At 70.5% G+C, this 21,913-nt stretch carries 23 protein-coding genes and 1 pseudogene; 11 read left to right on the top strand and 13 right to left on the bottom strand.

All coding sequences use genetic code 11. The annotated features are described in order from the left end of the window. Window positions 1–103: 103 nt before the first annotated feature. Complete coding sequence (locus ACWD0Y_RS16170; protein ID WP_450260980.1) at window positions 104–1,285, top strand: DUF418 domain-containing protein; 1,182 nt, start codon at window positions 104–106, stop codon at window positions 1,283–1,285. A 520-nt stretch (window positions 1,286–1,805) separates the two neighbouring features. Beyond that, entirely contained in the window at window positions 1,806–2,030 is a 225-nt protein-coding gene (locus ACWD0Y_RS16165; protein ID WP_450260979.1) for a hypothetical protein, read from the top strand. A gap of 70 nt (window positions 2,031–2,100) precedes the next feature. Here ACWD0Y_RS16165 and ACWD0Y_RS16160 read toward each other — a convergent pair whose 3' ends face one another. After that, complete coding sequence (locus ACWD0Y_RS16160) at window positions 2,101–2,949, bottom strand: DUF2637 domain-containing protein (protein WP_450260978.1); 849 nt, start codon at window positions 2,947–2,949, stop codon at window positions 2,101–2,103. Window positions 2,950–3,969: 1,020 nt separating this feature from the next. Between ACWD0Y_RS16160 and ACWD0Y_RS16155 the strand changes: the two genes are divergently transcribed. From ACWD0Y_RS16155 to ACWD0Y_RS16145, 3 genes are all read left to right on the top strand, one after another. Next, on the top strand, window positions 3,970–4,170 hold the full coding sequence (locus tag ACWD0Y_RS16155; protein ID WP_450260977.1) for a hypothetical protein: 201 nt from the start codon (window positions 3,970–3,972) through the stop codon (window positions 4,168–4,170). A gap of 730 nt (window positions 4,171–4,900) precedes the next feature. Next, window positions 4,901–5,593: a GAF and ANTAR domain-containing protein gene (locus tag ACWD0Y_RS16150; protein ID WP_450260976.1), complete on the top strand. Its 693-nt coding sequence runs from the start codon at window positions 4,901–4,903 to the stop codon at window positions 5,591–5,593. A gap of 455 nt (window positions 5,594–6,048) precedes the next feature. Continuing rightward, window positions 6,049–6,324 carry a hypothetical protein gene (locus tag ACWD0Y_RS16145; protein ID WP_450260975.1) on the top strand — a complete coding sequence of 92 codons (276 nt, stop codon included), beginning with the start codon at window positions 6,049–6,051 and terminating at the stop codon, window positions 6,322–6,324. 197 nt (window positions 6,325–6,521) lie between these two features. Here the strand turns inward: ACWD0Y_RS16145 and ACWD0Y_RS16140 are convergent. After that, a pseudogene (locus tag ACWD0Y_RS16140) lies at window positions 6,522–6,704 on the bottom strand (transposase); the annotation flags it as partial. A gap of 124 nt (window positions 6,705–6,828) precedes the next feature. Here ACWD0Y_RS16140 and ACWD0Y_RS16135 point away from each other — a divergent pair. Further along, window positions 6,829–7,098, top strand: coding sequence for a hypothetical protein (locus ACWD0Y_RS16135; RefSeq protein ID WP_450260974.1), 270 nt, complete (start codon window positions 6,829–6,831; stop codon window positions 7,096–7,098). Window positions 7,099–7,782: 684 nt separating this feature from the next. Continuing rightward, window positions 7,783–8,121 (top strand): helix-turn-helix domain-containing protein, encoded by a 339-nt coding sequence (locus ACWD0Y_RS16130; RefSeq protein WP_450260973.1) that lies wholly within the window; start codon window positions 7,783–7,785, stop codon window positions 8,119–8,121. Between the two features lie 263 nt (window positions 8,122–8,384). Here the strand turns inward: ACWD0Y_RS16130 and ACWD0Y_RS16125 are convergent, their stop codons facing one another. Further along, window positions 8,385–9,302, bottom strand: a complete 918-nt coding sequence (locus ACWD0Y_RS16125; RefSeq protein WP_450260992.1) for an NADP-dependent oxidoreductase — start codon at window positions 9,300–9,302, stop codon at window positions 8,385–8,387. Between the two features lie 811 nt (window positions 9,303–10,113). Between ACWD0Y_RS16125 and ACWD0Y_RS16120 the strand changes: the two genes are divergently transcribed. Together ACWD0Y_RS16120 and ACWD0Y_RS16115 are read left to right on the top strand one after the other, a co-directional pair. Next, entirely contained in the window at window positions 10,114–10,767 is a 654-nt protein-coding gene (locus tag ACWD0Y_RS16120; protein ID WP_450260972.1) for a hypothetical protein, read from the top strand. A gap of 474 nt (window positions 10,768–11,241) precedes the next feature. Continuing rightward, window positions 11,242–11,859 (top strand): GNAT family N-acetyltransferase, encoded by a 618-nt coding sequence (locus tag ACWD0Y_RS16115; RefSeq protein ID WP_450260971.1) that lies wholly within the window; start codon window positions 11,242–11,244, stop codon window positions 11,857–11,859. Window positions 11,860–12,159: 300 nt separating this feature from the next. Here ACWD0Y_RS16115 and ACWD0Y_RS16110 read toward each other — a convergent pair whose 3' ends face one another. The 10 genes from ACWD0Y_RS16110 to ACWD0Y_RS16065 all read right to left on the bottom strand — a co-directional run bounded on the left by ACWD0Y_RS16110 (window position 12,160) and on the right by ACWD0Y_RS16065 (window position 17,866). Beyond that, on the bottom strand, window positions 12,160–12,648 hold the full coding sequence (locus ACWD0Y_RS16110) for a gas vesicle protein K (protein ID WP_450260970.1): 489 nt from the start codon (window positions 12,646–12,648) through the stop codon (window positions 12,160–12,162). Then, window positions 12,645–12,926: a gas vesicle protein gene (locus ACWD0Y_RS16105; RefSeq protein WP_450260969.1), complete on the bottom strand. Its 282-nt coding sequence runs from the start codon at window positions 12,924–12,926 to the stop codon at window positions 12,645–12,647. The genes ACWD0Y_RS16110 and ACWD0Y_RS16105 overlap by 4 nt, the downstream gene beginning before the upstream one ends. Next, window positions 12,926–13,753, bottom strand: a complete 828-nt coding sequence (locus tag ACWD0Y_RS16100) for a GvpL/GvpF family gas vesicle protein (protein WP_450260968.1) — start codon at window positions 13,751–13,753, stop codon at window positions 12,926–12,928. Before ACWD0Y_RS16100 ends, ACWD0Y_RS16105 begins: the two co-directional genes overlap by 1 nt. Continuing rightward, window positions 13,746–14,216, bottom strand: coding sequence for a gas vesicle protein (locus tag ACWD0Y_RS16095; protein WP_450260967.1), 471 nt, complete (start codon window positions 14,214–14,216; stop codon window positions 13,746–13,748). Before ACWD0Y_RS16095 ends, ACWD0Y_RS16100 begins: the two co-directional genes overlap by 8 nt. A gap of 27 nt (window positions 14,217–14,243) precedes the next feature. Then, window positions 14,244–15,359, bottom strand: coding sequence for an SRPBCC family protein (locus ACWD0Y_RS16090; RefSeq protein ID WP_450260966.1), 1,116 nt, complete (start codon window positions 15,357–15,359; stop codon window positions 14,244–14,246). Beyond that, window positions 15,356–15,847 (bottom strand): hypothetical protein, encoded by a 492-nt coding sequence (locus tag ACWD0Y_RS16085; RefSeq protein WP_450260965.1) that lies wholly within the window; start codon window positions 15,845–15,847, stop codon window positions 15,356–15,358. The genes ACWD0Y_RS16090 and ACWD0Y_RS16085 overlap by 4 nt, the downstream gene beginning before the upstream one ends. 112 nt (window positions 15,848–15,959) lie before the next feature. Next, a complete protein-coding gene (locus ACWD0Y_RS16080; protein WP_450260964.1) occupies window positions 15,960–16,208 on the bottom strand; it encodes a gas vesicle protein GvpG in 249 nt (82 codons plus the stop codon). Window positions 16,209–16,242: 34 nt separating this feature from the next. Further along, window positions 16,243–16,956 (bottom strand): GvpL/GvpF family gas vesicle protein, encoded by a 714-nt coding sequence (locus ACWD0Y_RS16075; RefSeq protein WP_450260963.1) that lies wholly within the window; start codon window positions 16,954–16,956, stop codon window positions 16,243–16,245. Between the two features lie 3 nt (window positions 16,957–16,959). Continuing rightward, window positions 16,960–17,400 (bottom strand): gas vesicle structural protein GvpA, encoded by a 441-nt coding sequence (locus ACWD0Y_RS16070; protein ID WP_450260962.1) that lies wholly within the window; start codon window positions 17,398–17,400, stop codon window positions 16,960–16,962. Window positions 17,401–17,512: 112 nt separating this feature from the next. Continuing rightward, on the bottom strand, window positions 17,513–17,866 hold the full coding sequence (locus ACWD0Y_RS16065; RefSeq protein ID WP_450260961.1) for a gas vesicle protein GvpO: 354 nt from the start codon (window positions 17,864–17,866) through the stop codon (window positions 17,513–17,515). A gap of 433 nt (window positions 17,867–18,299) precedes the next feature. On the opposite strand from ACWD0Y_RS16065, the gene ACWD0Y_RS16060 reads away from it, so the two are divergent. Together ACWD0Y_RS16060 and ACWD0Y_RS16055 are read left to right on the top strand one after the other, a co-directional pair. Then, window positions 18,300–18,938, top strand: a complete 639-nt coding sequence (locus ACWD0Y_RS16060) for an SAM-dependent methyltransferase (protein WP_450260960.1) — start codon at window positions 18,300–18,302, stop codon at window positions 18,936–18,938. A gap of 616 nt (window positions 18,939–19,554) precedes the next feature. Next, window positions 19,555–21,645: a SpoIIE family protein phosphatase gene (locus ACWD0Y_RS16055; protein ID WP_450260959.1), complete on the top strand. Its 2,091-nt coding sequence runs from the start codon at window positions 19,555–19,557 to the stop codon at window positions 21,643–21,645. Window positions 21,646–21,913: the final 268 nt, after the last annotated feature.

Raw genomic sequence — 21,913 nt, 5'->3', positions numbered from 1 at the left:
GCTGGGGAAGTGTTCCGCGCACGGCCCGGTGCATCTTTCGATGTAGCCCCGATTCGTCCTTGCTCACGACGAGGACCGGGTGAGAGGCCCCAACCATGGGGACATGACCGAAACCCTGCCCTTACCCGTCTCGACGCCCGGCGCCGGCGGCGGTCGCCTCGCACTGCTCGACGTACTGCGCGGAGCCGCGATCCTGGGCACGCTGATGACCAACGTGTGGATCTTCACGGCTCCCGGCGCCGAGTGGGGAATCCTGCAGAGCGGGACCGGCGGAAGCGGCCGGGGAACCATACCGGCAGTCGTCGAGAGGCTGTTCCGCGTCGCGGCGGACGGGAAGTTCCTGTCGATGCTGACGATCCTGTTCGGAGTGGGACTGGCGATCCAGTTCGACTCCGCGGCACGGCGCGGCCTGCCCTGGCCGGGCCGCTACCGTTGGCGGGCGCTGTTCCTGTTCGCCGAGGGGACCCTGCACTTCGTTCTCGTCTTCGCGTGGGACGTACTCATGGGGTACGCGGTCACCGCCCTGTTCGTGGCATGGCTGCTGACCCGGTCGGAGCGGGCGCGGCTACGGGCCATGTGGTGGGCGGCCGGGCTGCACCTGGCCGTCATGGGCCTGCTCACGGCCGCGCTGGTGTCGGCCGGCGCCGGCCAGGAGAGCGGGGACGGTGTCTCGCGTGAGGTCGTGGACCTGTACGCGCACGGCGGTTACCTGGACCAGGTGTCCTTCCGGTGGGAGAACGCACTCGTGCTGCGGATGGAGCCGGTCCTCTCCTTCGGGCTGCTGGTCTTTCTCTTCCTGCTCGGGGTGCGGCTGCTGCGGGCAGGCGCGTTCGGCGCGGACGAAACGGGGCGACGGCTCCGCACCCGCATGCTCCGCTGGGGACTGGGGCTGGGAATCCCTCTCACGGCCTTCACCATGGCGGACCCGGACTGGTTCCTGCTGGGCCGCTACTGCGCCGCGCCGCTGGTTGCGGTCGGCTACATCGGGCTGATCGGTGCGGTGGTGGACCGGGTACGGCGTCCCGGCCCGCTGACCACCGGCCTCACCTCGGTCGGCCGGACGGCCCTGTCCGGCTATGTGCTGCAGAACGTGCTGTGCGGTGTGGTTTCGTACGGCTTCGGACTGGGCCTCGCGACCCGGTTCACCGGTGCTGCCCACCCGTGGTGGGTGATGGGGCTGTGGGCCGTGGTGTGTGTGGTGCTGATGGTGGGCGCCACGCTGTGGCTGCGGCGCTTCCCGTACGGCCCCGTGGAGTCGGTGCAGCGGTGGGTCCTGCGACGCTGAACGCGATCCGCTCTCGGTGCGGGAACTCGTAACCCGGACTCCGCGCTCCCGCCCGCGGGCTTCCGTCTGGAGGGTTGAGATCACTGGCGGGCCGCCGGGAGACGACCGCCGTGCGGAAGCGCTTCGGTACGGCCTGCTCGTCGGGGAAGTGGCCGCCCGGGGTTTTCACAGCCCACCCCGCAGAAGGCCAGCCAGAACCGCAACCGGTGCGCGGAGCCACGCGTGCTTCGACCGGTGAGCGCAGACCGGTCAGCCGGTCCGCCGTGCTCTCCCGCCGCCGACGGCGGGAGAGCTGTTCCCAGGAGTACCGCGCCGTCCGGTGGTGCGGCAGGGGAGTGACAACGTCCGTTTGGACGCACAGGTTCCCGTTCCATGGGCGGGCGGGGCGTCCGGCAAGCCCGTGGCGTCCTGTTTTCCTTCTGCCGGCCTATGCCGATTCGCCTGTCCGGGCTTGGTGGCTTCTCATCGGAAGCGGGGGTGAGTGGGCCCCCGGCTGGTTGCGATCGCTGGAGGGCGACCCATGTATGAGATGCACGCGGAGCCGATACCGGGCCAGCACGGGCTGGTCTGGCATGTGATCAGCAAGGAGACGAGGACCAGCGCCCTGTGCGGGCGCCTCCTGGCGCCGTCGGCCTCGGCTGCCCCGCCCAAGGGCGAAGCAGCCGAGGAACGTTACTGCTCTTCCTGCATGACCGCCGTCGGTTCGGTGGTCGAACGCAACCTGCGGCGGCCGACCGCCACCTGATCCGCACGCTCGTCCGGCATGAGGGAACGCCGTGACCGACGTGGCCCGAAGGTGGCCCGAGGCGGCCCGTTCAGGCCGTGGTCCGGGCCCGGTCGGCCGGGTACCGGGGCGATGACTGCCGGGTGCGGTGGCGTGGAGTGGTCTGACGGGGCGGCCGGGTGAGAGTGATCTGCCGGACCAGCTGCTGGAAGCAGGCCAAGGCGGCCAGCGAGGGAAGCGCCGCGGCTGCCGCGTCGACCGGAGTCCGGGGTGCCTGGGCTACGCACAGGAGCATCGAGACGGTGGAGAACAGCAGCACGACGGCCCAGGAGTGGACGGCGCGGCGCCGGTGCAGGGCGGCGCGCAGGATGGACAGCGAGGCGGCCATCCACGGCCCGTACACCAGCAGGGGCCACCACCGGACCGTCCCGCCGGACGTGCGGTGCTGGGCGAGGTGGCGCAGGGGGTCGTAGGCGACCATGCCGCCGAAGACACACACCATGGACACCCCGACGGCGGCGAGCGCGGCGAGGAAGAAACTCGTCGTCTGCAACGTCCCCGTCGCGCGCTTCTCCCGGGAGGGAGCGCGGCGGCGCCGGGAGGGGGCTGGGCGTAGGGGCGGCAGCTCGGCCGTGATCCCGGCCAGGCCCGCGAGAGGGGCACCGGCGCCCTCGGCGGCCGGAGGCTCGTCGACGGCCGGCAGGTCACCGCTCTCCGCGGACGGCGGCCCGGCGGCCCTTTCGGTCCGGATGGCTTCGTGCAGGAGGTGGGCGAGTTCCTCCGCCGGATCCCAGCGCACGTCCAGCTGGTCGGTCAGGGCCGCGGGACGACCCCGGACTCCGGGCTGCGGCTGACCGTCGGTCGGGTGGGACCAGCCGCCGGGGGAGCCGGAGGGGGAGGGCGGACCGACGCGGCTGTGGCGGCCGCGGGACTCACCCATGAACAGGCTGCGGGGTCGCGGTCGGCCCCCAGAGAGCATGACCGGCAGCCGGGGGGAAACCCCGGTCTCCTGCCCGGACAGCAGGTGTGGTGTTCTGTGCACCCATCAGGTGCACCCCTGGGGCAAACAGCGGACTCACTTTCGTCATACCCGGTCCAACGCTGCGCGGATTGGGCAGGATGTGCGGCAAACGGGTGGCCGCCTTGTCGCATATGGAGTAATTCAGTCTGGTGTTTTATCGGTTCTGCGGGCGCTGAGGTATACGGGCGCCTCCTGGTGCGGGCAGCGCGGGAAGGTCGCGTGCGCCGGTGTTCGGTGGCTGCTCACGAGGACCGGCACGCTTCCCCGGCACCGGGACGGAGGGGCTCAGCCGTGTTCGCCGGGAGCGTCGTGGTGGTGGGCCGCGGCCGGTGCGGGAGGATCGCTTTCCGGTGCCGTCTGCCCGGATGGCCGGCCTGTCGACCGGGGGTCCGGCCAGGGCCGCTCCGAACTCGCGGTGGCGCCGCAGTTCGATGGCGTCGACGTGTCGTGTCCGGCCGGCCGACGACGGGACGACCGACCACAGCGCGGCGCATGCCGAAGCGCAGGCAATGGTGACCCACAACACGGTGTCCGCCATGAGAATCCCTGTTCCGCCACCAACCTGTGGCGGCAAACGAGTCGGGCTTCCGTGAAGTGGTCGCCCATCAAGCGCGCGATAGCATCCGCATAACGCATCGACATATGCCAAGTTGCGTAAGCTGCGCCGAATTGAACCCTCAGGGCCGGCAAAAGGCATAAAGGGAAAACCGGTGAAACCCTCCTGCCGCGCACCGGCCCTCGCCTGCGGCCGGTGCGTCCCGCTCGGCGACTGCCTTGTCGGCAGAGGCTGAAGAGGAACCGAACGCCGCACGCAGGAGACCTCTTCCCGGCAATGCAACGTACTGCGGTGCGTCGTCACGCCCCACCGTCTCTCGTACTGATTCCGTGACAGTGCCCCGCGCCGCCGTTCCTCTGCCGCTGTCGGCACGTTTTCAGACAATGAATCAAGATGACGCCACGGACCCCGTCGAGTCCGTCAACAACTGGCCCGGACACACCCGCCACCCCGAAACGCCGGTGCACAAAAAGGGCAGGCTGGCGATTGCCCTGAAGTATCTGCAGCTCCTGCTGCTGACCCTCGCTGTCCTTGCCGCTGTCCTGAGTTTCGCCGCGGTGCTGGCCGGCCTCGCCCGGCCCTGACGACAGGGCGCCGTCGCACCCGCCCGGCCCCGGGGCCCCGCCTCACCAGGAGCACGCCCGGATCATCAGCTGGGAACGGGCCGGCCGGCCCGGGCTTCGCTGTCCGTGGGGGCGGGGGCGGGAACCTCCGGGCAGTGGGTGGCGTGGTCCTTCCACGCGTCGAAGCCGGCTGCGGGTTCATGGAGGCGGATTTCGCCGCACAGGACGCACCGGTGGGCTCGGGCAGTCGGTGGCAGGCAGTGAAACTCGCGGGCGTCGGCGGACAGTGCGCAGGGCTCGATCATGTGCTGCGGTGTTCCCCCGCCGGCGATTTCGAAGTGCGCCGCTCTGTCCTCCGTTCGGGTGGCGGCGCTCGCAGCGTGCTGACAGGTGCGCCGAGGCGGGGCCCGAACGGATCGCGGGCCCGGTGGGGCGGAGCGCGGCGGCACCGGATTCACCCACCGGGCGGTGCCGCTGACCGGGCCCAGGGCCTTCCGTAGGAAGTGGAACGGACCGGTACGTACCGGGACATGCGCCACGCCCTGCGCCGGGCTGCCGGGCATCGGCCCTTCTCCGCGCTCGGCCGCGGACAGCATGACCACCGGCTGCGCGTTCGCCGGCCGGCCCGTCCCGGCTGCCGGCGGTCGTCCCTGGGCGGGTGGGCGTTCCCCGCGGGGTGCACGCCGTACCGGTGTGATCGGGGACAGGTGTGTTCTGCTGATGAGCGGCGCGTGGTGCGGAGGAGGACGGGATGGACTGGCAGGCGTTCGCGCAGCAGATGGCCTTTATGGCCCGGGATCTGCTGGCGCAGGAAAGCGTGGATGCCACGCTGGAGCGGATCACCAGCGGCGCGGTGGAGCTGGTGGAGGGCTGTGAGGCGGCCGGCATCCTCCTGGTCCACGGCGACCGGGTGCAGTCCCTGGCGCCGACCGAGCAGGTGGTCATCGACAGCGACCGGTTGCAGGAGCGTCTGAGACAGGGCCCGTGCTTCGACGTGGCCCGCCGCGCCGGGCACGAGCGGATCATGCGCGTTCACGACTTCACCCAGCACGCCGACCGCTGGCCCGACTACGTGCCCCGGGCCCGGGGGCTGGGGCTGGGCAGCATGATGGGTTTCCTGCTCTACACCGATGAGGAGGAGCTGGGCGCGCTGGACCTCTACTCCCGCAAGCCCGGCGCCTTCACCAAGGCCAGCGAGGCCGCCGGATGGCTGCTGGCCTCCCATGCCGCGGTCGCCTTCTCCAGCGCCCGGGCCGAAGCCCAGATGCGTGAGGCACTCACCACCCGGCACGTCATCGGCGAAGCCATGGGCATCCTCATGGGGCGCCACGGCCTGGAGGAGGAGCAGGCTTTCGACGTTCTGCGCAAGTACTCCCAGGAAACGAACACCAAGCTGCGCGAGGTCGCCCGCCGGGTCTGTGAGACCGGCCGGCTCACCGACTGATCCCGGTGCCGGCAGCACGGTTTTCCCGGTTCTTTTTTGTCCGCGGGTCGTGGTTCCGGCTCTGGCACATATTCCGTGAAAGAACTCGCTGGTGCTGTACCGACAGGGAGAACGAGATCCGCGACCAGTACCGATCGGCGGTCGCACGAGCCCGGTGGAGCCGTGTTCAAGACCGCTCACGCAAGGCGCGCCGGCGTCAGCTCGGGCGCGTAGGTGAGCAGGACGACGCCGGACTTGAGGGAGGCGACGCCGTGGCGCCCCCTTCATGGGTCTCGCGCCCCGGCGGAAGGGCGGCCGTGGCGAGCAGCGGATTGCGGGCATGCGCGGAGCACTCCTGTGTCCCAGTACGATCCGCTCCACTTTTCCGGCGGGCCGGTGGCGCCGCCCAGTGTCGGATATCGCCGTCAACCCCGGGCGAGCCCGCGTTGTCAGTGGTGGCTGGGAGGCTGGGACGCATGGACAGGGACGAGGAACTGCTGCGCGGCCGGGTCTACGGCCAGGACCACGACAACCCCCACCCGGGCCCGCGGCCGGGACAGGAATACGTCGAACTGGTCGGCGGGCCGCTGGACGGCCTGCTGCTGGACGTCACGGGCTGGACGGCTGACGAGACAGCCACCGGCGTCGCCCTCCAGACAGAGCTCGGCCGGTTCGGCGCCGGTGGCCGGGCGATGTACGACCCGCGCCCCGGCGACCCGCGCCGCTTCGACTGGTCCGGCGACACCCCCTGAGCCGCTGCCCGGAACGCGGGCCGGGGCACGGCTGATACGTCGTATGAGCACGCCTCGAACAGGGCATGAGTGATCAAATTCCGGTGCTCAGGACGCCCGCGGTCCGGGCCGGTCGCCCGTGCACGTGATGGTTTCACCCGTCGGTGCGCCTCCCGGCGCGAACAGCGGTCTGCGCAGCCTGCGGCGCGGCGCTGAGTCAGGTAGACGCCCCTCCAGTCGCCGTGCCTCTCCGGCAGGTGGACCCACTGCGTTCCGGTCCGGAACTTGGAGGCGATCGCGTCGATCACCTCCCGGTGGTCCCGCCAGCGGCCACCCCGCTTCGGCGTCCGGTCGGGGAGCAACGGCTCGATCCGCGCCCACTGCGCGTCAGTCAACGACACAACCGGACCAGCGACCGGGTGATCCGGACGAAACGGCCTGGCTCAGCTTCTGCGCCGAGGGCCACCTGCCGATGCGCAGCGCCTCTTCGAGGAACACGCTGGCGCGGCTCGGGACGCCCGAGCGGTGATCACCTCGGTGCAGGCACGTACGTGCCTGTCGTCCGTGACTTCGCGCAGCAGCACCTCGGGCCTCACCTGGGACGGGCTCTTCGACAAGGCAGGTTTGTCCGTTGCCGCCCATTACGACTGGCCGGACGACTCCAGCGGCCTTTTCATGGCCGGCCTGGTGATGGTCGCGGTGGGAAGCCTCGTCGTGACCGCCGCCGTTTCCGCCGTGATCGCCGCTGTGACACGAAACGGACGGCGGCGCGACGCGGGGCAGAGCGGAGATTGACGGCACGGGGCGCCGCTCCGGCAGTCGCCGTCAGGTGCCGGCGGCCGGCTCGGTGGGTGAGTACAGCGCCGCGATCCCCAGCGGGGCATACGGGGAACGCGACCGATGTCGCGAGTGCAGGCTTCCTCTTCCTCCCCTGTGCGGAAATCTATGATGGTGGCAGTAGACATTCGACGGTGGTGTGGTTATGGTTTCTCTCGTAGCCGAGATCGAGCAGGGCCCGGCAGAGATGAACTGCCGGGCAGTAGTACGCAGTTCGCAGGACGGTTCGGTGGTGGAGTTCCGAAGCCAGGGTTTTCGCAGGACGGCGACGGAACTGACGACCGGACCGGGTGGCCCGCGGTGATCAGGGGCCGCCACGAGCGGTAACGCAGTAAGCAGTACCGGTTTGAAAAGCAGTTGATTCCCAGAGGGAAGAACGGAGGAGTCGAGCGCCATCAGGATCGCCCGGGCGACAGCACGACCCGGGTGCCGCAAGACCTCGGACAGGCAGGTGGTCTCCGGTCAAGCACCGCGATCCCCGCACCCCCGCCCACCAGCTTCTCGGGCAGGCATGCGGACACAGAAGGCCGGCGCAGCACTAGGGCCGGCAGATGGTGTTGAAATTCCTTCGGGGCCTTGGTGCCGTACGGCACCAAGGCCCCTCCACGCGTTCCTGCTCCAAGCACTCACCAGTGAGGTGAAATGACAGCAGACAACTCCTTCGACCGTTTCGATGACGACGACTACCCCGCCTACACCATGGGCCGCGCCGCCGAAATGATCGGCACCACTCCCGGCTTCCTCCGCGCCGTCGGCGAAGCCCGCCTGATCACACCCCTGCGCTCCGAGGGCGGCCACCGCCGCTACTCCCGCTACCAGCTCCGTGTCGCCGCCCGGGCCCGTGAACTCGTCGACCGGGGCACCCCCATCGACGCCGCCTGCCGCATCGTCATCCTCGAGGACCAACTCGAGGAAGCCCAGCGCCTCAACGCCGAATACCGCCGGGCTGCCGACTCGTCGCATCCTCCCGCCGCGGCCTGACGCCGCCGGAGCACCTGCCGGGGATCGGCAGGTGCTCCTCGCGCCCCGTGCCGGAGGAGATGCACTTCCCTCTGGTCCAGCTGATCTACTTCCTGAGCCCCTCTCTTCAGGATCGGCTCCCCTGTGGCCTTGGCCGGTGCTCCGCCGTTTATGGCGGAGTCCGTCCCGGAACCGTCCTGATCCGAACCTCACTACGACCATCCATGGACCGGTGTGCGGTTCGCCGCCTCCTGGGGCAGCCGCGAGCCCTTATCGGCGCGGGATCAGACGGTCACGACGACCTTCCCGTGCACATGCCCGGACTGGCTCAACGCGAAGGCGTCCGCCAGCTCCTCCAGGGGGAAGGTCCGTGCCACCGGCACGGTCAGCTTCCCCGCGTCGGCGAGAGACCCCAGCTCGGCCAGGTCGGCGCCGTCCGGCCGTACCCACATCCACTGCCCGCCGGCGCCGATGACGGAGTGGTCCGCGATCGACGCGTGCCGGCCGCCTTCGCGCAGGACGGCCAGCGTCGTGTCCAGGACCCCGCCGACGAAGTCCGCGACGACGTCGACTCCGTCCGGCGCGAGCGCCCGGACGCGCTCGACGACTCCCTCGCCGTACGCCGCGGGCTCCGCGCCGAGCTCACGGAGCCGGTCGTGATTGGCGGGGGAGGCGGTACCGACGACCCGGGCGCCGAGGGCACGTGCGATCTGCACCCCGAGGGACCCCACTCCGCCGGCGGCGCCATGGATGAGTACGGTGTCACCCGGACCGGTGCCCAGGCGCGTCAGCACCTGGTACGCCGTGAGACCGGCCAGCGGCAGACCCGCGGCCTGGTCCCAGGTCAGTGACGCGGGCCGGCGGGCGAGGGCCCGCACGGGGACGGTGACGAACTCGGCGAAGGTGCCACCGTGCACGTAGTCCTTGCGCGCGTAGGCGACAACCTCGTCGCCCACCGCGAACTCGGGCGCGTCGATACCCACTTGCTCGACCACTCCGGCGACGTCCCAGCCGGGGACCACGGGGAAGACCGTGTCCATCAGGTCCTTCAGGCCCCCGGCCATGATCTTCCAGTCGACCGGGTTGACCGCCGCGCACCGCACGCGCACGAGGATCTCGCCGGGCGCGACCTTGGGGCGCGGTTGCCGTGTCTCCGCGAGGACTTCCGGACCGCCGAAGGCCGAGTACGTCATCGCCCTCATGTCACTGCCGCTGTCGGGGGTGCCGGCGCCGTCGTGTCCCATGGCGTGCCTTTCCTCAGTGGTTTCCGGGTCTCGCCCGGCTGATCGTTGTTCATGGGTTGCCGGGGAGAGCGATGGTGAAACGGGGGCCGGGGAAAGAAAGACCTGCGGCCGGGACACAGCACTGCTGAGCCTCCTGGGATCTGCCACGACATCCCGGGGGCCGCCGCGCATGCGGAGTTCCACTCGTAGTGCACCCGGGTCGCAGCAAGGCACTTCTCGAACGGGGCGTCGACCGCGTCCCGGGCCGTGCCCAGCTGCTCCGCATGCCTGCCCGGTCAGCCGCCCGGTCCCGTACGCGCGGTGCCGCTCCGCGACGGGCTGCTCCAGCGGGCGTGTGCCTCCGGCCGGGTGTCAGCGGTCGCTGAGGAAGGGGGCCGTCGACCAGTACGGGCTTGTCGTTCTTGAGGACGTCCGCGTCGAAGGAGGCGTCGGTCAAGGAAAACCTGCGGTGGAGCTACGGGTCTGCTGGCGAGGGCAACGCGTAGCGCTCGGCCTCCGTATCCGCAGCACACTGCAGCCGGGGCGGCCTGGGGCCAAGTGTGGTCGACGGTTTCGCCGCACCGCAGCCGCCTCACCGGGACCGCCCCGAATGAGCGGGGGAGGGCCTGACACCGGGCTCCACCGAAGTGATCGACAGCGTGGCAGGCCGACCGTGCCGGTCATGATGCCGCGTCTGCGGCCCTTGTCCTGAGCCCGTGGGTTTCGTGGACTGCTGACCTGGTGCAATGTGGGGTGGCTGTGGGGCCAGGACAGTGAGGGGCGATTTCGGGTGAGTACTGCGAACCGGGGCCGGGAGACGGTCGAGCGGGCGAGGGCGTTGATACCGGCGGGCGAGGTGCTGCGTGGTGAGCACGGGGTCTCGTTGGCCGGCAGGGCGCCGCGGCCTGGCTATGTCCGGCGCCCGCGCGCTCTGCGGTCCGAGCACCGCACGCTCGGGAGCTGGCTGATGCTCCCCGTGAACGGGGCCGCGAGATTCTGTGCCATCACCTGGAACCCGTTCGAGGCGTTCTTCGAAGCGGTCTTCTGGCGTGAGGGGAAGAAGCCGGGCAAGCCGTTCCACGGCGGCTGGAACAGCATGGCCGGCCACCTGGCCCGCGCCGTACTGCCTCGGACCAAGAACAGCACGGCCGTGGTGCTGCACGTCACCGACCGCCGCCTGCAGCTCGTGTACGTGTCCCGCGCGCGCTCCGTCACCGGCGGGCTCGGTCCGGCCGAGGTGGGGTGGGTCACGGATCTTCGCAACGTGACCTGGATCCGTGACCGGAGCGACGTGGCGGGCGGCAACCACGAGATCGGCTTCGTCGACGGTTCGTGGTGCTCGGTCCACTTCGGCGGCCACGGCTGGAGCCGTATGGCGGAGGCGTTCCCGGTCCGGCTGAGTCACCTCGAACCGGTTCCGAATCCGGTGTGGGCGGCCAGTTGAGAGGCGGCCGTCAGTGCATCCGTCCGGGACCTGCTTGCCCGGTCCCGGACGACGCTGTGGCAGCACCTCTGGGTGAGCCGGTCAGCGGACCGTCCCGGCCCACCGACCTGACGGCATGTCAACCGGGCGGTTTCGTGTGGGTCAGCGGGCGAGCCAGGGAAGACCGGGGAAGATGCCTGCGATGCGCTGCTGCTCGGCCGGTACAGCGGCGTGGCAGAGCCGCACGCCCCTTGGTGGCGGGGTCGCGGCGGACGATCTTCTTGCCCGCGTCGACGCTCTGCTCCAGGGCGGGGACGGTGGCGGAGGTCTTGATGCTTGGGAGCCGATGACATGCGCACTCGGTTTCTCCTCCCGGCCCTCCTGCCGGCTCGTCCTTTCGCCATCCCCTGCACCAACTCCCTTCAGGAGAATGCTCCGTCGGCTCCGGGAGCGGACCAGGACCCACCACGAGGCCGAGGATCACAGGAGCGCAGAATGATCCATATGCCGATAACGAACACGCCGAAGACAGCAACGGTCGACGACGCTCCGTTGATCAGTCGCACCTTGGCCCGTGCCTTCGACGACGACCCGATGATGCGCTGGTTCTTCACCGGTGATGCCTCTCGTGAGACAGGACTGGGCCGTTACTTCACCACGATTTTCACCCGGCAGTACGTCCACCACGGGGTGTGTGAGTACACCGAGGCGGCGGCCGCCTTCTGGGTGCCGCCGGAGGCCCAGGCCAAGGCCGTTCCCGGCCCGGAGACCATCCAGGAGCTCCAGAGCATCCTCGGCGACCGGGCCCCGTTGTTGAAGGACGCTGTCGAGATGGCCGCCGAGCACGCGCCCCGGGAACCGCACTGGTACCTGGCGGTGATCGGGGCCGACCCGGCCGGGCAGGGCCGGGGGCACGGAGCCGCTCTGCTGCGCTCGGGACTGGCCAAGGCCGACGCGGCGGGTCTGCCCGCCTGCCTGGAGTCCTCCAAGCCGTCCAACCTGCCCTTCTACGAGCACTTCGGCTTCACCGTGCAAGAGGAGCTGCGGCTGCCGGGGAACGGACCGGTGCTGTGGACGATGCGGCGCGAACCGCGCCGCCCGGCAGACGCGTAGAAGGTACTGGTCGCAGCCACTCGTCGATGACCGGGACCAGCACCGTCGCTTCGTGGCGGACGGCGGGCTCGGCGTGCCGGGTCACTACGGCGCGGTGCCGCTTCGGGTGATTGATCCCGCACTCCGCCCCGCGCGGCGTTCGCGGTGGTCGGCCCTGCCGAACCTCAGGGGGCGCTTGCCGCGCGGGCCGAGATTCCCGCGTTGTGGGTGTGTGGCCCGCCTTCTCCGGGACGGTGCACCGGATCTTGCGTCGGCGCAGGCAGGAGCGGTCAGCGCGGGAGCCTCCGCGTCCGTCCGGTGTCAGGCGGGCGGGTCGGCGGGCGGGTCGGCGGGCGGCAGCAGGGGGCCGAGGGGGCCCAGGTCCAGGTTGAGGTCCTGCATGGTCAGGCCGTAGCGGGCGCAGAGGTCGTTCATGCGGTCGTGGAGGAGCATCAGAGTCAGCCCCAGGCGCTCCTCCTCGTCCTCGGTGAGGTCGCCGGCGTCCACGCGATGCATGGCCTGGCGTTCCATCAGCTGACGGAGGAGTTCGACGAGCGTGAGGACCAGCTTCATCAGGTCGCGTTCCACGGTGTCGGGGTCCGTGTTGACGCGTGCGCCCGGGCGGGTGCTCCGGTGCCGGTCCGGGCGAGGCAGATCCTGCGGGGCGGCGGGGAACAGCCGGAAGGCACGGACGGCCGCGTCGGCCACTTCGTCGTAACGGCGCTGGGGGAACTGCGCGTCCGGCCCGTCCGGTCCGTCCTGTGTGCCCGGTACCGGTTCATCGGGTACATCCGGTACGTCCGGCGTCATGGCGTGGGGGGACGGTCACCGGGCGGCAGGACGGAGACGGGCCCGCCACGGGGCCAGGGACTCGGAACCTCGGCGCTGATCGAGGTGATGAGCGAGCGCAGCGAGATCCGGACGAGATCGATGTCGGCGATCGACAAGGTGATGTCACCGGTGATGACGGCGCCCCCGGTGAGCAAACGGTCCAGCAGGTCGATGAGTGCTATCTGCCGGTCCGGCAGCGGCCCGCGGTCCGGCGGTCCGGACGCCGTGGGACCGGACACGGAGTAGTCGGCTGTCATCAGGTGATCACCTCCTGATCTTTCTCACCGTGTTCGTCCAGCCCTGACGCGGCGAAGGAGTACGGCGCCCACGGCCCGGTGATCTCGACGCGGATCGGGTCGGATTCCCCGGCGGCGCTCCGGACGGCGTGCCGGAAGTCGTCGGCCCGGTCGTGCGGCACCAGGTAGGCGTCGTTGACGATGTTCTCGCCCGAGTCGTCGGCGAGAGGGCCTTGTTGCAGGCGGTGGCGGGCGTGTGCGACCGCGTGGGCGCGGGCGGCGGCCTCGACGTTCCGCGCGGCGATCGCGGCTTCCCGGAAGGCGTCCTGCCGGGCGTTCCGCTCCTGGTGCCTGCTGCGCAAGTAGGCGCGGCCGGGGCTGATCCCGGCCGCGGGGGCGTCCTCCGCGGAGGCGGCGGGTGCCGAGGGGGGCTCGAAGTAGACCTTGACGCCCCATTCCACGCGGCCGTCCACGTGGGAAAGGCGGCGCGTGAACGCGGCGCGGTCCGCGGTGATCAGGGCGCGGACGCGGTCGTCGTCGCGGTAGATGGTCGCCAGCCGCAGCGGCAGGACCGTGCCGGTGGCCGCGATGGCGTCGATGACGTGGTGGTGGGCCCGGGCGACGGCTTCGAGCCAGGCGAGGTCCTCCAGGTGGGCGGAGAGCGGCGCTGCCTCGAAGTCGGCGGCCGGGACGCTGCTGACGACCGCCACCAGACCGGTGTCTTCGTCCGGCACCAGACGCACCGAGGCTCCGGCGACGCCGCGCAGGGGAGCCGCCGTCTCGTACAGCCCGTCTCGCAGGGCCGCCACGCCGTACAGGTAACTCACGGTCGCAGTGGTCTCAGTCATCGTCGGTCCTCGGAGGCCGCCGTGCGGCGGTGCGGCCGGACCTGGCCGAGCCGGCCGATCCGGACGCGCGCCGTGGACGCTCCGGCGTCCGGGACGCGGAGCGCTGCTCGGGCGCCGGCAGCGCCCGGGCGTCACGCAGGGCGGCTACTTCCTCGCGCAGCAGCCGGTTCTCCTCGGCCAGGTCCCGGTCGTCCACGGCCCGGGAGGACAGCGACGGGTCGTGCTCCCACCAGTCGATGCCCATCTCCTTGGCCTTGTCGACCGAGACCACGAGGAGACGCAGCTTCACGGTGAGCAGTTCGATGTCGAGGAGGTTGATCTGGATGTCACCGGCGATGACGATGCCCTTGTCCAGAACGCGTTCCAGGATGTCGGCGAGGTTGGCCGACGAACCCTGGCCGTAGGGCGAGGGGGACGCCCGCGACGGGAAGGAGCCGAGGTTGCCGGGGACTGGTTCGCTCACAGCCGTTCCACCTCGATCCGGCGTGGATCAGCGCCGACCGGCAGCACGGCGGCGCGGGCTTTCCTCTTCGTACGGTTCTTCGTCTTCTCCGTCCTCTTCGTCCTCTTCATAGGGTTCGTCTTCGTAGGGTTCGCCGGCTTCCTCGTCGGGTGCTTTGCGTGCCCGTGCGGGTTCGTCCTCGGGCTCGTCCTCGGGCTCGTCCTCGGGTTCCTCCTCGTCCTCCCAGCCCTCGTCCTCCTCGTCGCTTTCCTCCTCCTCGTCACTCCGCTCCTCGCCTTCGTCCCGCTTCCCGTCCTGGTCTTCCTCCTCGTTGTCGTCGCTCTCGTCGCCCTCATCACCCTCGTCGACCACCTCGCCGTCGCGGATCTCACCGCGCCAGCCCTCGGCGGGCTCGCCCTGGAAGGTGACGAACTTGCGGAACAGTTTCAGGTCCAGACGGAGGCGGCGGCCCTGGGCGCGCCATATGTTTCCGGTCTTCTCGAACAGGCCCTTGGGGAAGTACTCCACCACCACGAGCACCTTGGTCAGGTTTTCCTCGAGCTCGTGGAAGGTCACTGCCCCCTTTGTCGTGCCCTTGGCGCCCTCGGAGGTCCATACGATGCGCTTGTCCGGTATCTGCTCGGACACCTTCGCTTTGTAACTGCGGTTGGACTTGGCCACCTTCACCTGCCAGTTGGAACTGGTGTCGTCGGACCGGTCGACGTTGACGACGCCCTTGGCGAAGCGGCTGAACTGCTGGAACTCGGTCCACTGGTTGTACGCCTGCTCTACGGGCACACCGACGTCGATGTCCTCGATGATGACAACGCTCTTCGACCGGGTCTCGCCCTTGCCGCCCTTGCCGCCACCGAACAGGCCTTTGACCTTGTCCTTCAGACCGCCGGCCATGTGGGACAGTCCCATGCCGCCCGCCACCCGGGCCGGGGATTTGCCCTCACTGAGCTGCTTGCCGCCCTTGGCCAGCGTGGTGAGGGTGTCCCCGACCGAACTGCCGGGTTCGGCCAGTTGCCTGGTGGCCTCGCCGAGCCGCTGCCCCATGGTGGTGACCGTCCGCTCGGCCCGGGCCTGGAGGTACTGCTGGAGCTCTTCCATCAGCCGGTTGCCCGCGTCGCCGACCGGCCCCGTCTTCCCACTGTCGGTCATTCCCCGGACCTCCTCTTCGTGCCACCGCCACGCCGGTCACCGCGCGGCGCGGCGGGCCCGCCCGCCGCCTTCTTCCTGGCCGCGGGCTTTTCGGCCTTACGGGCGCGAGCGCGGCTCGGCTTGTCCGTCTCCGTCTCCGTATCCGCACCCCTGTCCGTATCCGGTTCCTCCTCCGTCTCTGTTTCCGCCTTCTTGGCGCCCTTGGGTTCTTCGGGCTCCTTCGGCTCCTTGGTGTCCTCGGGGCCCTTGGCGTCCTTGTCCCCGGGAGGCTCTTCCTGAAGGCGTACGGTGCGCTCGTGCAGCGAATCGGCCAGCCTGTCCGCCCAGGTGCCGACGGCCGCGGCGGAGGCTTCCTTGCCCGCGCCGACCAGTTCCTTGCGTACCTGCCCGCTGATGGCATCCATGGCCGGCGAACCGGCTTCGGCTATCGCCGATGTGATCTTCTTCGTGTCCACGTTCTTCTTGATCACCCAGGCTGCGACAGCCATGGCCAACTTGGCGCTTTTCGTCCGTCCCAGTGCGTAACCGCCGAGCAACGCTGCGCCTGTTGCTGCTTTTCTCATCGCGAGGGTTCCTCCTGACGTGTCTCTGTCCCTTGGGTCACCGTGGGTCTTCCCGGAAGCTGCGGATCTCCTCCAGCCGGTCCAGCAGCTCGTCCTCACGCCGGTCGAACGTCTCCTCGTCGATCTGGCCGGACTCCAGCGCCTTTTCCAGTTCGGCGAGTTCCCTCATTACGGGGCCGGGGTCGTAGTACTGGTCCTCGGCGGTCCGTACCACCTGCTGCACCACCCACCCGACGCCCCGCACAGGGGCGAGCGGGAGAGTGAGGAGCTGAGTGAACAAGCCCATGACCGCACCTCCTGATCCGGGGCGATTGAGGTGTCTAGACGAAGCTGTACGGCGGAAGCGGCCCGTGGAGGCGGAAGGCGAAGTCCTCACCGCGCCGGTCGGCGAGGTCCTTCTCCGCGGTCATGAACTCGTTCTGCCGGGCCTGCTCCACCAGGAACGAGACGCTGACGAAGTCGTCGCCCGTCGGGTCCGAGGTGCGTATGTCGCGGGCCTGCGGCCGCAGCGCTTCCACGGTCTCCGCCGCGAGGGTCCCGTGCCGCCGCTGGACCTCCGCGGCGACCAGCTCTCCGAGCGCGATCCGCAGGTCCTGGCCACCGCGGCCGCTGCGGATCTCCTCGTTGAGCCTGCGTGCCTCTTCGGACTGGAGCAGGATGTCGCGGAGCAGCGCTTCCTCCGCGCACGACGCCTTCAGGTGGAACTCCACACAGCCGTCGAGCGCCGACAGCCGCTCGCGGTACTCATCGGCCCTCTCGTCCAGTACCTGCCGCACCGCCTCGTCGTCGGGCGCCAGCGCCCCGAAACGCAGCGGCAGCACACTGCCGTCGGCCATCAGCCTCTCCAGCACCGACTGGTGCGCCAGTACGTCGCGCCGCTTGGCCTTGAGTCCTTCGGGCGCGTCGCTGACCACGGCGACCAGTGACTGGCCGTCGACCGTGCGCAGCTGCTCCGGCGGGTCTCCCACACCGTTGACGCCGTCCAGGCGCCGGGGGTGGGCCGCAGCCGTGATCGCGTAGACATAGACCGCCATGGCTCACTCTTCCCGGTGCCGGGAAGGGCGGCGTGACGGCCGGGACCTCTCCCGCTCCTCTGCCGGCTCGGGCTCTTCCTCGCGGCCCTGGTGGAGCGAGTCCGTGAACGCCTCCACCGCGCCCGTGAGAGCGCCCTTGCTCTTGCCCTTGGCTCCGCCCTGTGTGACCTCGCCGACGACATCGGTCAACTGGCTCGGCGCCTTGCGCCCCGTCTCGAGGTCGAGCCGGTTGCAGGCTTCAGCGAACCGCAGGTAGGTGTCGACGCTGGCCACCACGACACGGGCGTCGATCTTCAGGATCTCGATACCGACCAGCGACACGCGGACGAACACGTCGATGACCAGTCCGCGGTCCAGGATCAGTTCCAGGACGTCGTACAGCGAGCCCGAGCCGCCACCGCCCTGGGCTACGCCGCCTCCGCCACTTTGTGGCACCACGGTCATGGTGCCTCCCTTCGTGGGCGACACCGCAAGTGCGTCGCCCGGTCCGGCTGCTGTTTCCACGGTGTTCAGCTGTCAGTGGCGGCGCAGACCCCGGCCGAGCCGGGGCACGCCCTCAGGCGCGCCGGTCGATCTGGCCGCGTGTGTACCGTCGGATCCGCTCGTACGCCATGAGCTCGCCGTCGGCGTCGAGCGTCACCCGGTAACTGGCCATGACACTCGTCGTCTCGGGGATGCGTTCCAGCTCCAGCACTTCCACCTCGGCCTCCCACCCGTCATCGGTGGGCCGTACCGCGGAGACGGACTCCGGCGTCTTTCCCAGCAAGTCCCTCAGCTGCTGCGTCGCCGAACGCATGGCTCGGGGCGCCGAAAGCCGCTGCGGACGCCCGTCCTGCTCACGCTGTTCGTGCTGGTCACGCTGCCGGCGCTTGGGAGGCCGCGCTTCGTCGCCGTCTCGATCCGAGACCATGCTCCACCCAAAAGACTTGAAGAGGTGCATAAACGTTAAATTTCATCCTATCGGACACGCGGTCCGTCGGGCACGTGGTCGGAGCTGCCCGCCGGGAAGCCGTGGCGTTGTTTCCCGCTCCGCCGTCCGGGAGTTCAGGCGCCCGGACGGTGTCGCCCTCCGGTCCGGACGGCGGCTTCTGACGGGCGGCTTCCGGCCGGCGGGCCGGGGCACCGGCTCAGCCCGTCGTTTCCCGCCTCCCCGCTGAACGTCCCCGGAGTGGGCCGGCTCAGAGGTCTTTTCCTGTGGGTTCGTTCGGGATGCCGACGATCCGGTCCTGCCCTGCGCCTCTTTGTTGCCGAACCAGCAACTATGTTTGACGTGCTTCTTTCCGTTCGGCCACCCTGAGCCCAGGTGCCCGCCGGCGCCGTGCAGTCGTCCCGAAGGAGCTCCGATGTCGACACCGCAGCCCAATGCCCCGGCGCAGTTCTGGGAAGAGCGCTACCGCACCAGCGAACGGGTCTGGAGCGGTGATCCGAACCCACTGCTCGTGCGTGAGGCCGGCGCCCTGGAGCCGGGTGGTGCTCTGGATCTGGGATGTGGTGAAGGTGGTGACGCCCTGTGGCTGGCCTCGCGCGGATGGCGGGTGACCGGAGTGGACATCTCCGCCACAGCGCTGGAGCGGGCGGCGACCCGTGCCGCGGAAGCTGGTCTCGCCGGGCAGGTGGCGTTCGAACAGCATGAACTCGGAGTGACCTTCCCCGAGGGAAGCTTCGACCTGGTCAGTGCTCAGTTCCTTCAGTCGCCCGTCGCACTGGACCAGGACGGCGTGCTCAAACGGGCCGCCGAAGCGGTCGCGCCGGGTGGCACCCTCCTGGTCGTCATGCACGCTGGATGGCCGTCCTGGATGGAAGAACACGAGCACCCGTTCGATGCCGTCTTCCCCACGCTCCAGGGCCTGCTCGCGATGCTTGCCCTGCCGCGCACCTGGCGGGTGGAGACTCTGGAGGCCGTGGAACGGCCCTCGCCCTCGCCCGACGGCAAGCCCGGCACGCGGGCGGACAACGTGTGGCGACTGACCCGTACCGCCTGAGCCGCCACGTCCCGAAACGAGGCCCCGCCTCTTCGCCGCCCGCACTCGCGCGGGCGGCGATGCCGTCAACTCGGTACGGGTACCTTCTGGCTGGAAGATCGCCCTGTACGCCGGCGCCGGCCTCCAGGGCCGCAGCCGGCCTCCTGCCGCCGGCCCCCTGCGGGGGAGGCGGCCCCGGCGACCGGCCCTGCTCGATCGGGGCGGGGAAGACCTGATCCGGGGCGAAGCGTCGCGCTTCGCCCCGGACGGGGCAACCGCGACCGCGGCTGATCACGTGCCGCACCTGCCTTCCGGTGGCCCGCCCGCCCGGCGGAAGCCGCCGAGTGCCGCTCGATGGGTCGCCCGGTCCTTTCGGTGCGGTCCCGTCCCCTGGGCGCCGGCGGGACGCCGCCGTGGCGGAATGGTCGTATTGTCCATTTATGCGTGGTGTTGGGTGTGGCTGGTGTGGTGCGGTCCTGCCGGAGTCGGCGGACCGTAGCCGCCGATACCGCCGTCAGGCTCACCGGCGGGCGGCCCGGCGGGCGCGGCGCCGCCCGCAGACCGCGGCCGGCGCACGGCAGCAGATGGTGCCGGCCGGTACGGCCTCCCTGCCGACACGGGTCGAGGCGGGCAGCTGATGGACGCCGCAATGGCCGATGTGGTGCGCGAGAGCCGCGCCTTCGGGGGGCTGCTGTACGTGCTGCCGCCGGACGGAAACGCGCTGTGGCTGGTCCTGATGACCGGGGTCCCGTATGAGATCACCGCTCTGTGGCGGCGGGTGGCGCTGACCGACCCGATGCCGGTGGCGGACGCCGTCCGCGAGCGGCGCCCGGTATGGGTCAGCGGGCAGGAGGAGATGGCGCGCCGCTACCCGCGTCCGGCGCTTGCGCTGCCCTACGACTTCGCGCTGGCGGCTGCCCCGGTCACCAGCGGCGCAACGGTCCGGGGCGGGCTGGTGCTCCTGTGGCCGGGTACCCACCCACCGCAGCTCGGCCCTGAAGAGCACGCCGTCGTCGAAGCGGGCTGCCGCCGCCTGGGCAGGCTCCTGCAACAGGCCGCCGACCGCGGTGACCCGCTGCTGCCCGCCGACCGGCCGCGGACCCTGCCCCCACCGGCCGGGCGCACGCCCTCACCCGTCGAGGCGACAGCGATAGCGGCCTTCCTCGACCGCCTGCCGGAAGGGTCCTGCGGCCTGGACCTGCACGGTCGCATCACCTTCATCACCCCGGCGGCGGCCGAACTCGTCGGCGCCGGCCAGGCCGGCCTGCTCGGCGCCCTGCCCTGGGAGGCACTGCCGTGGATGGACGTCCCCCACGTCGAGGACCGCTACCGGGCCGCACTGGTCAGCCGCTGTCCCCAGGCCTTCACGGTCCTGCGCCCACCGGACACGTGGCTGTCCTTCGACCTCTACCCCGACTCCTCCGGCATCAGCGTCCGCATCACTCCCAGCGCTCCGTCCGAAGGCGCTCATGTCCCGAAGCCGGTGACCGCCGTCGGCCCCGGCCGCGCCACCGTGCTCTATCACCTGATGCATCTGGCGTCCACGCTCACCGAGGCCGTCGGAGTCAAGGACGTGGTCGAGCAGACCGCCGACCAGCTCCTGCCGGCCCTCGGCGCCAAGGCCATGGCACTGATGGCCGCCGAGGACGGCCGGCTGAAGCTCATCGGACACCGCGGTTACGGCGCCGCACTCATGCGCCGCTTCGACGCCGTCCCCCTGAACTCGAACACCCCCGGCGCCAGGGTCCTGTCCACGGGCGACCCGAGCTTCTTCGCCACCTTCGCCGACCTCCAGGACGCCTACCCTGCCGCCGTACACCAGGACCGGATGGCCGCATGGGCGTTCCTGCCCCTGATCGCCTCCGGCCGTCCCATCGGCTGCCTCGTCCTCGCCTACGACCGGCCCCACATCTTCCCGCCCAGCGAACGCGCCGTACTCACCTCACTGGCCGGTCTCGTCGGCCAGGCCCTGGACCGCGCCCGCCTCTACGACACGAAACAGCACTTCGCCCACCGACTGCAGGCCAGCCTCCTGCCCCACAGCCTCCCCGACATCCCCAGCCTGAAGGTCGCCGCCCGCTACCTGCCGGCCGCCCGAGGACTGGGCGTCGGCGGCGACTTCTACGACCTCATCCGCCTCGACGAACAGACCGCGGCCGCCACCATCGGCGACGTACAAGGCCACAACGTCGACGCTGCCGCCCTCATGGGACAGGTCCGTACCGCCGTCCACGCCCATGCCACCGGGGGCGCGTCCCCGGACCACGTCCTGGCCGCCACCAACCGCCTGCTCACCGACCTCGACCCCGGCCTGTTCACCAGCTGCCTCTACGCCCACCTCGACCTGGCCCAGCACCGCGCCCGTCTCGCCACCGCCGGCCACCCCCCACCCCTGCTGCGCCACACGGACGGGCACACCGAGCTCCTCCACGTCCCACCCGGCCTCCTCCTCGGCATCGACCCGGATGCCGACTACCCCACACTGGACTCTCCCCTGCCGCCCGGCTGCGTCCTCGCCCTCTACACCGACGGGCTCATCGAAGCGCCCGGAGTCGACCTCGACGACGCCACCACAGCCCTCGCCGGACTCCTCGAACACGCAGACCCGGACGACCTCGACGCCATGGCCGACACCCTCATCCGGCACGCCCCTTCTCCCGCCGACGACATCGCCCTGCTCCTCATCAGCCCCCAGCCGGCTCCGCCGGCACGACCGACGGGGACATGATCTCCGACAGCTCCGCCCGGCTGCTTCGACGTCATCGCGCGCCGACCGGCCTCAAAGCCTCAAGGAGTGGCAACGCCTCACCGCGGCCCCGTGCGGCGTGGCACGGGGCCGCTCTCGTGCCGTCCGGCCACGGGCCGGCGGCGCGCATCGCAGAGGCGGCCGGAGGCGGTGCGCCCCGCGCCCAGTGACCGGTCGGCCTGCTCAGCGGTGGTTCTTCCGCGATGCCGCGTCGGGGCCTGCCCGCACCTCGCTGCGTGAGACACCGGTC

This window comes from Streptomyces altiplanensis, from assembly GCF_053591575.1.
Note: the sequence above shows the minus strand (reverse complement) of the source record. Positions and strands in the feature narration are given on the sequence as shown.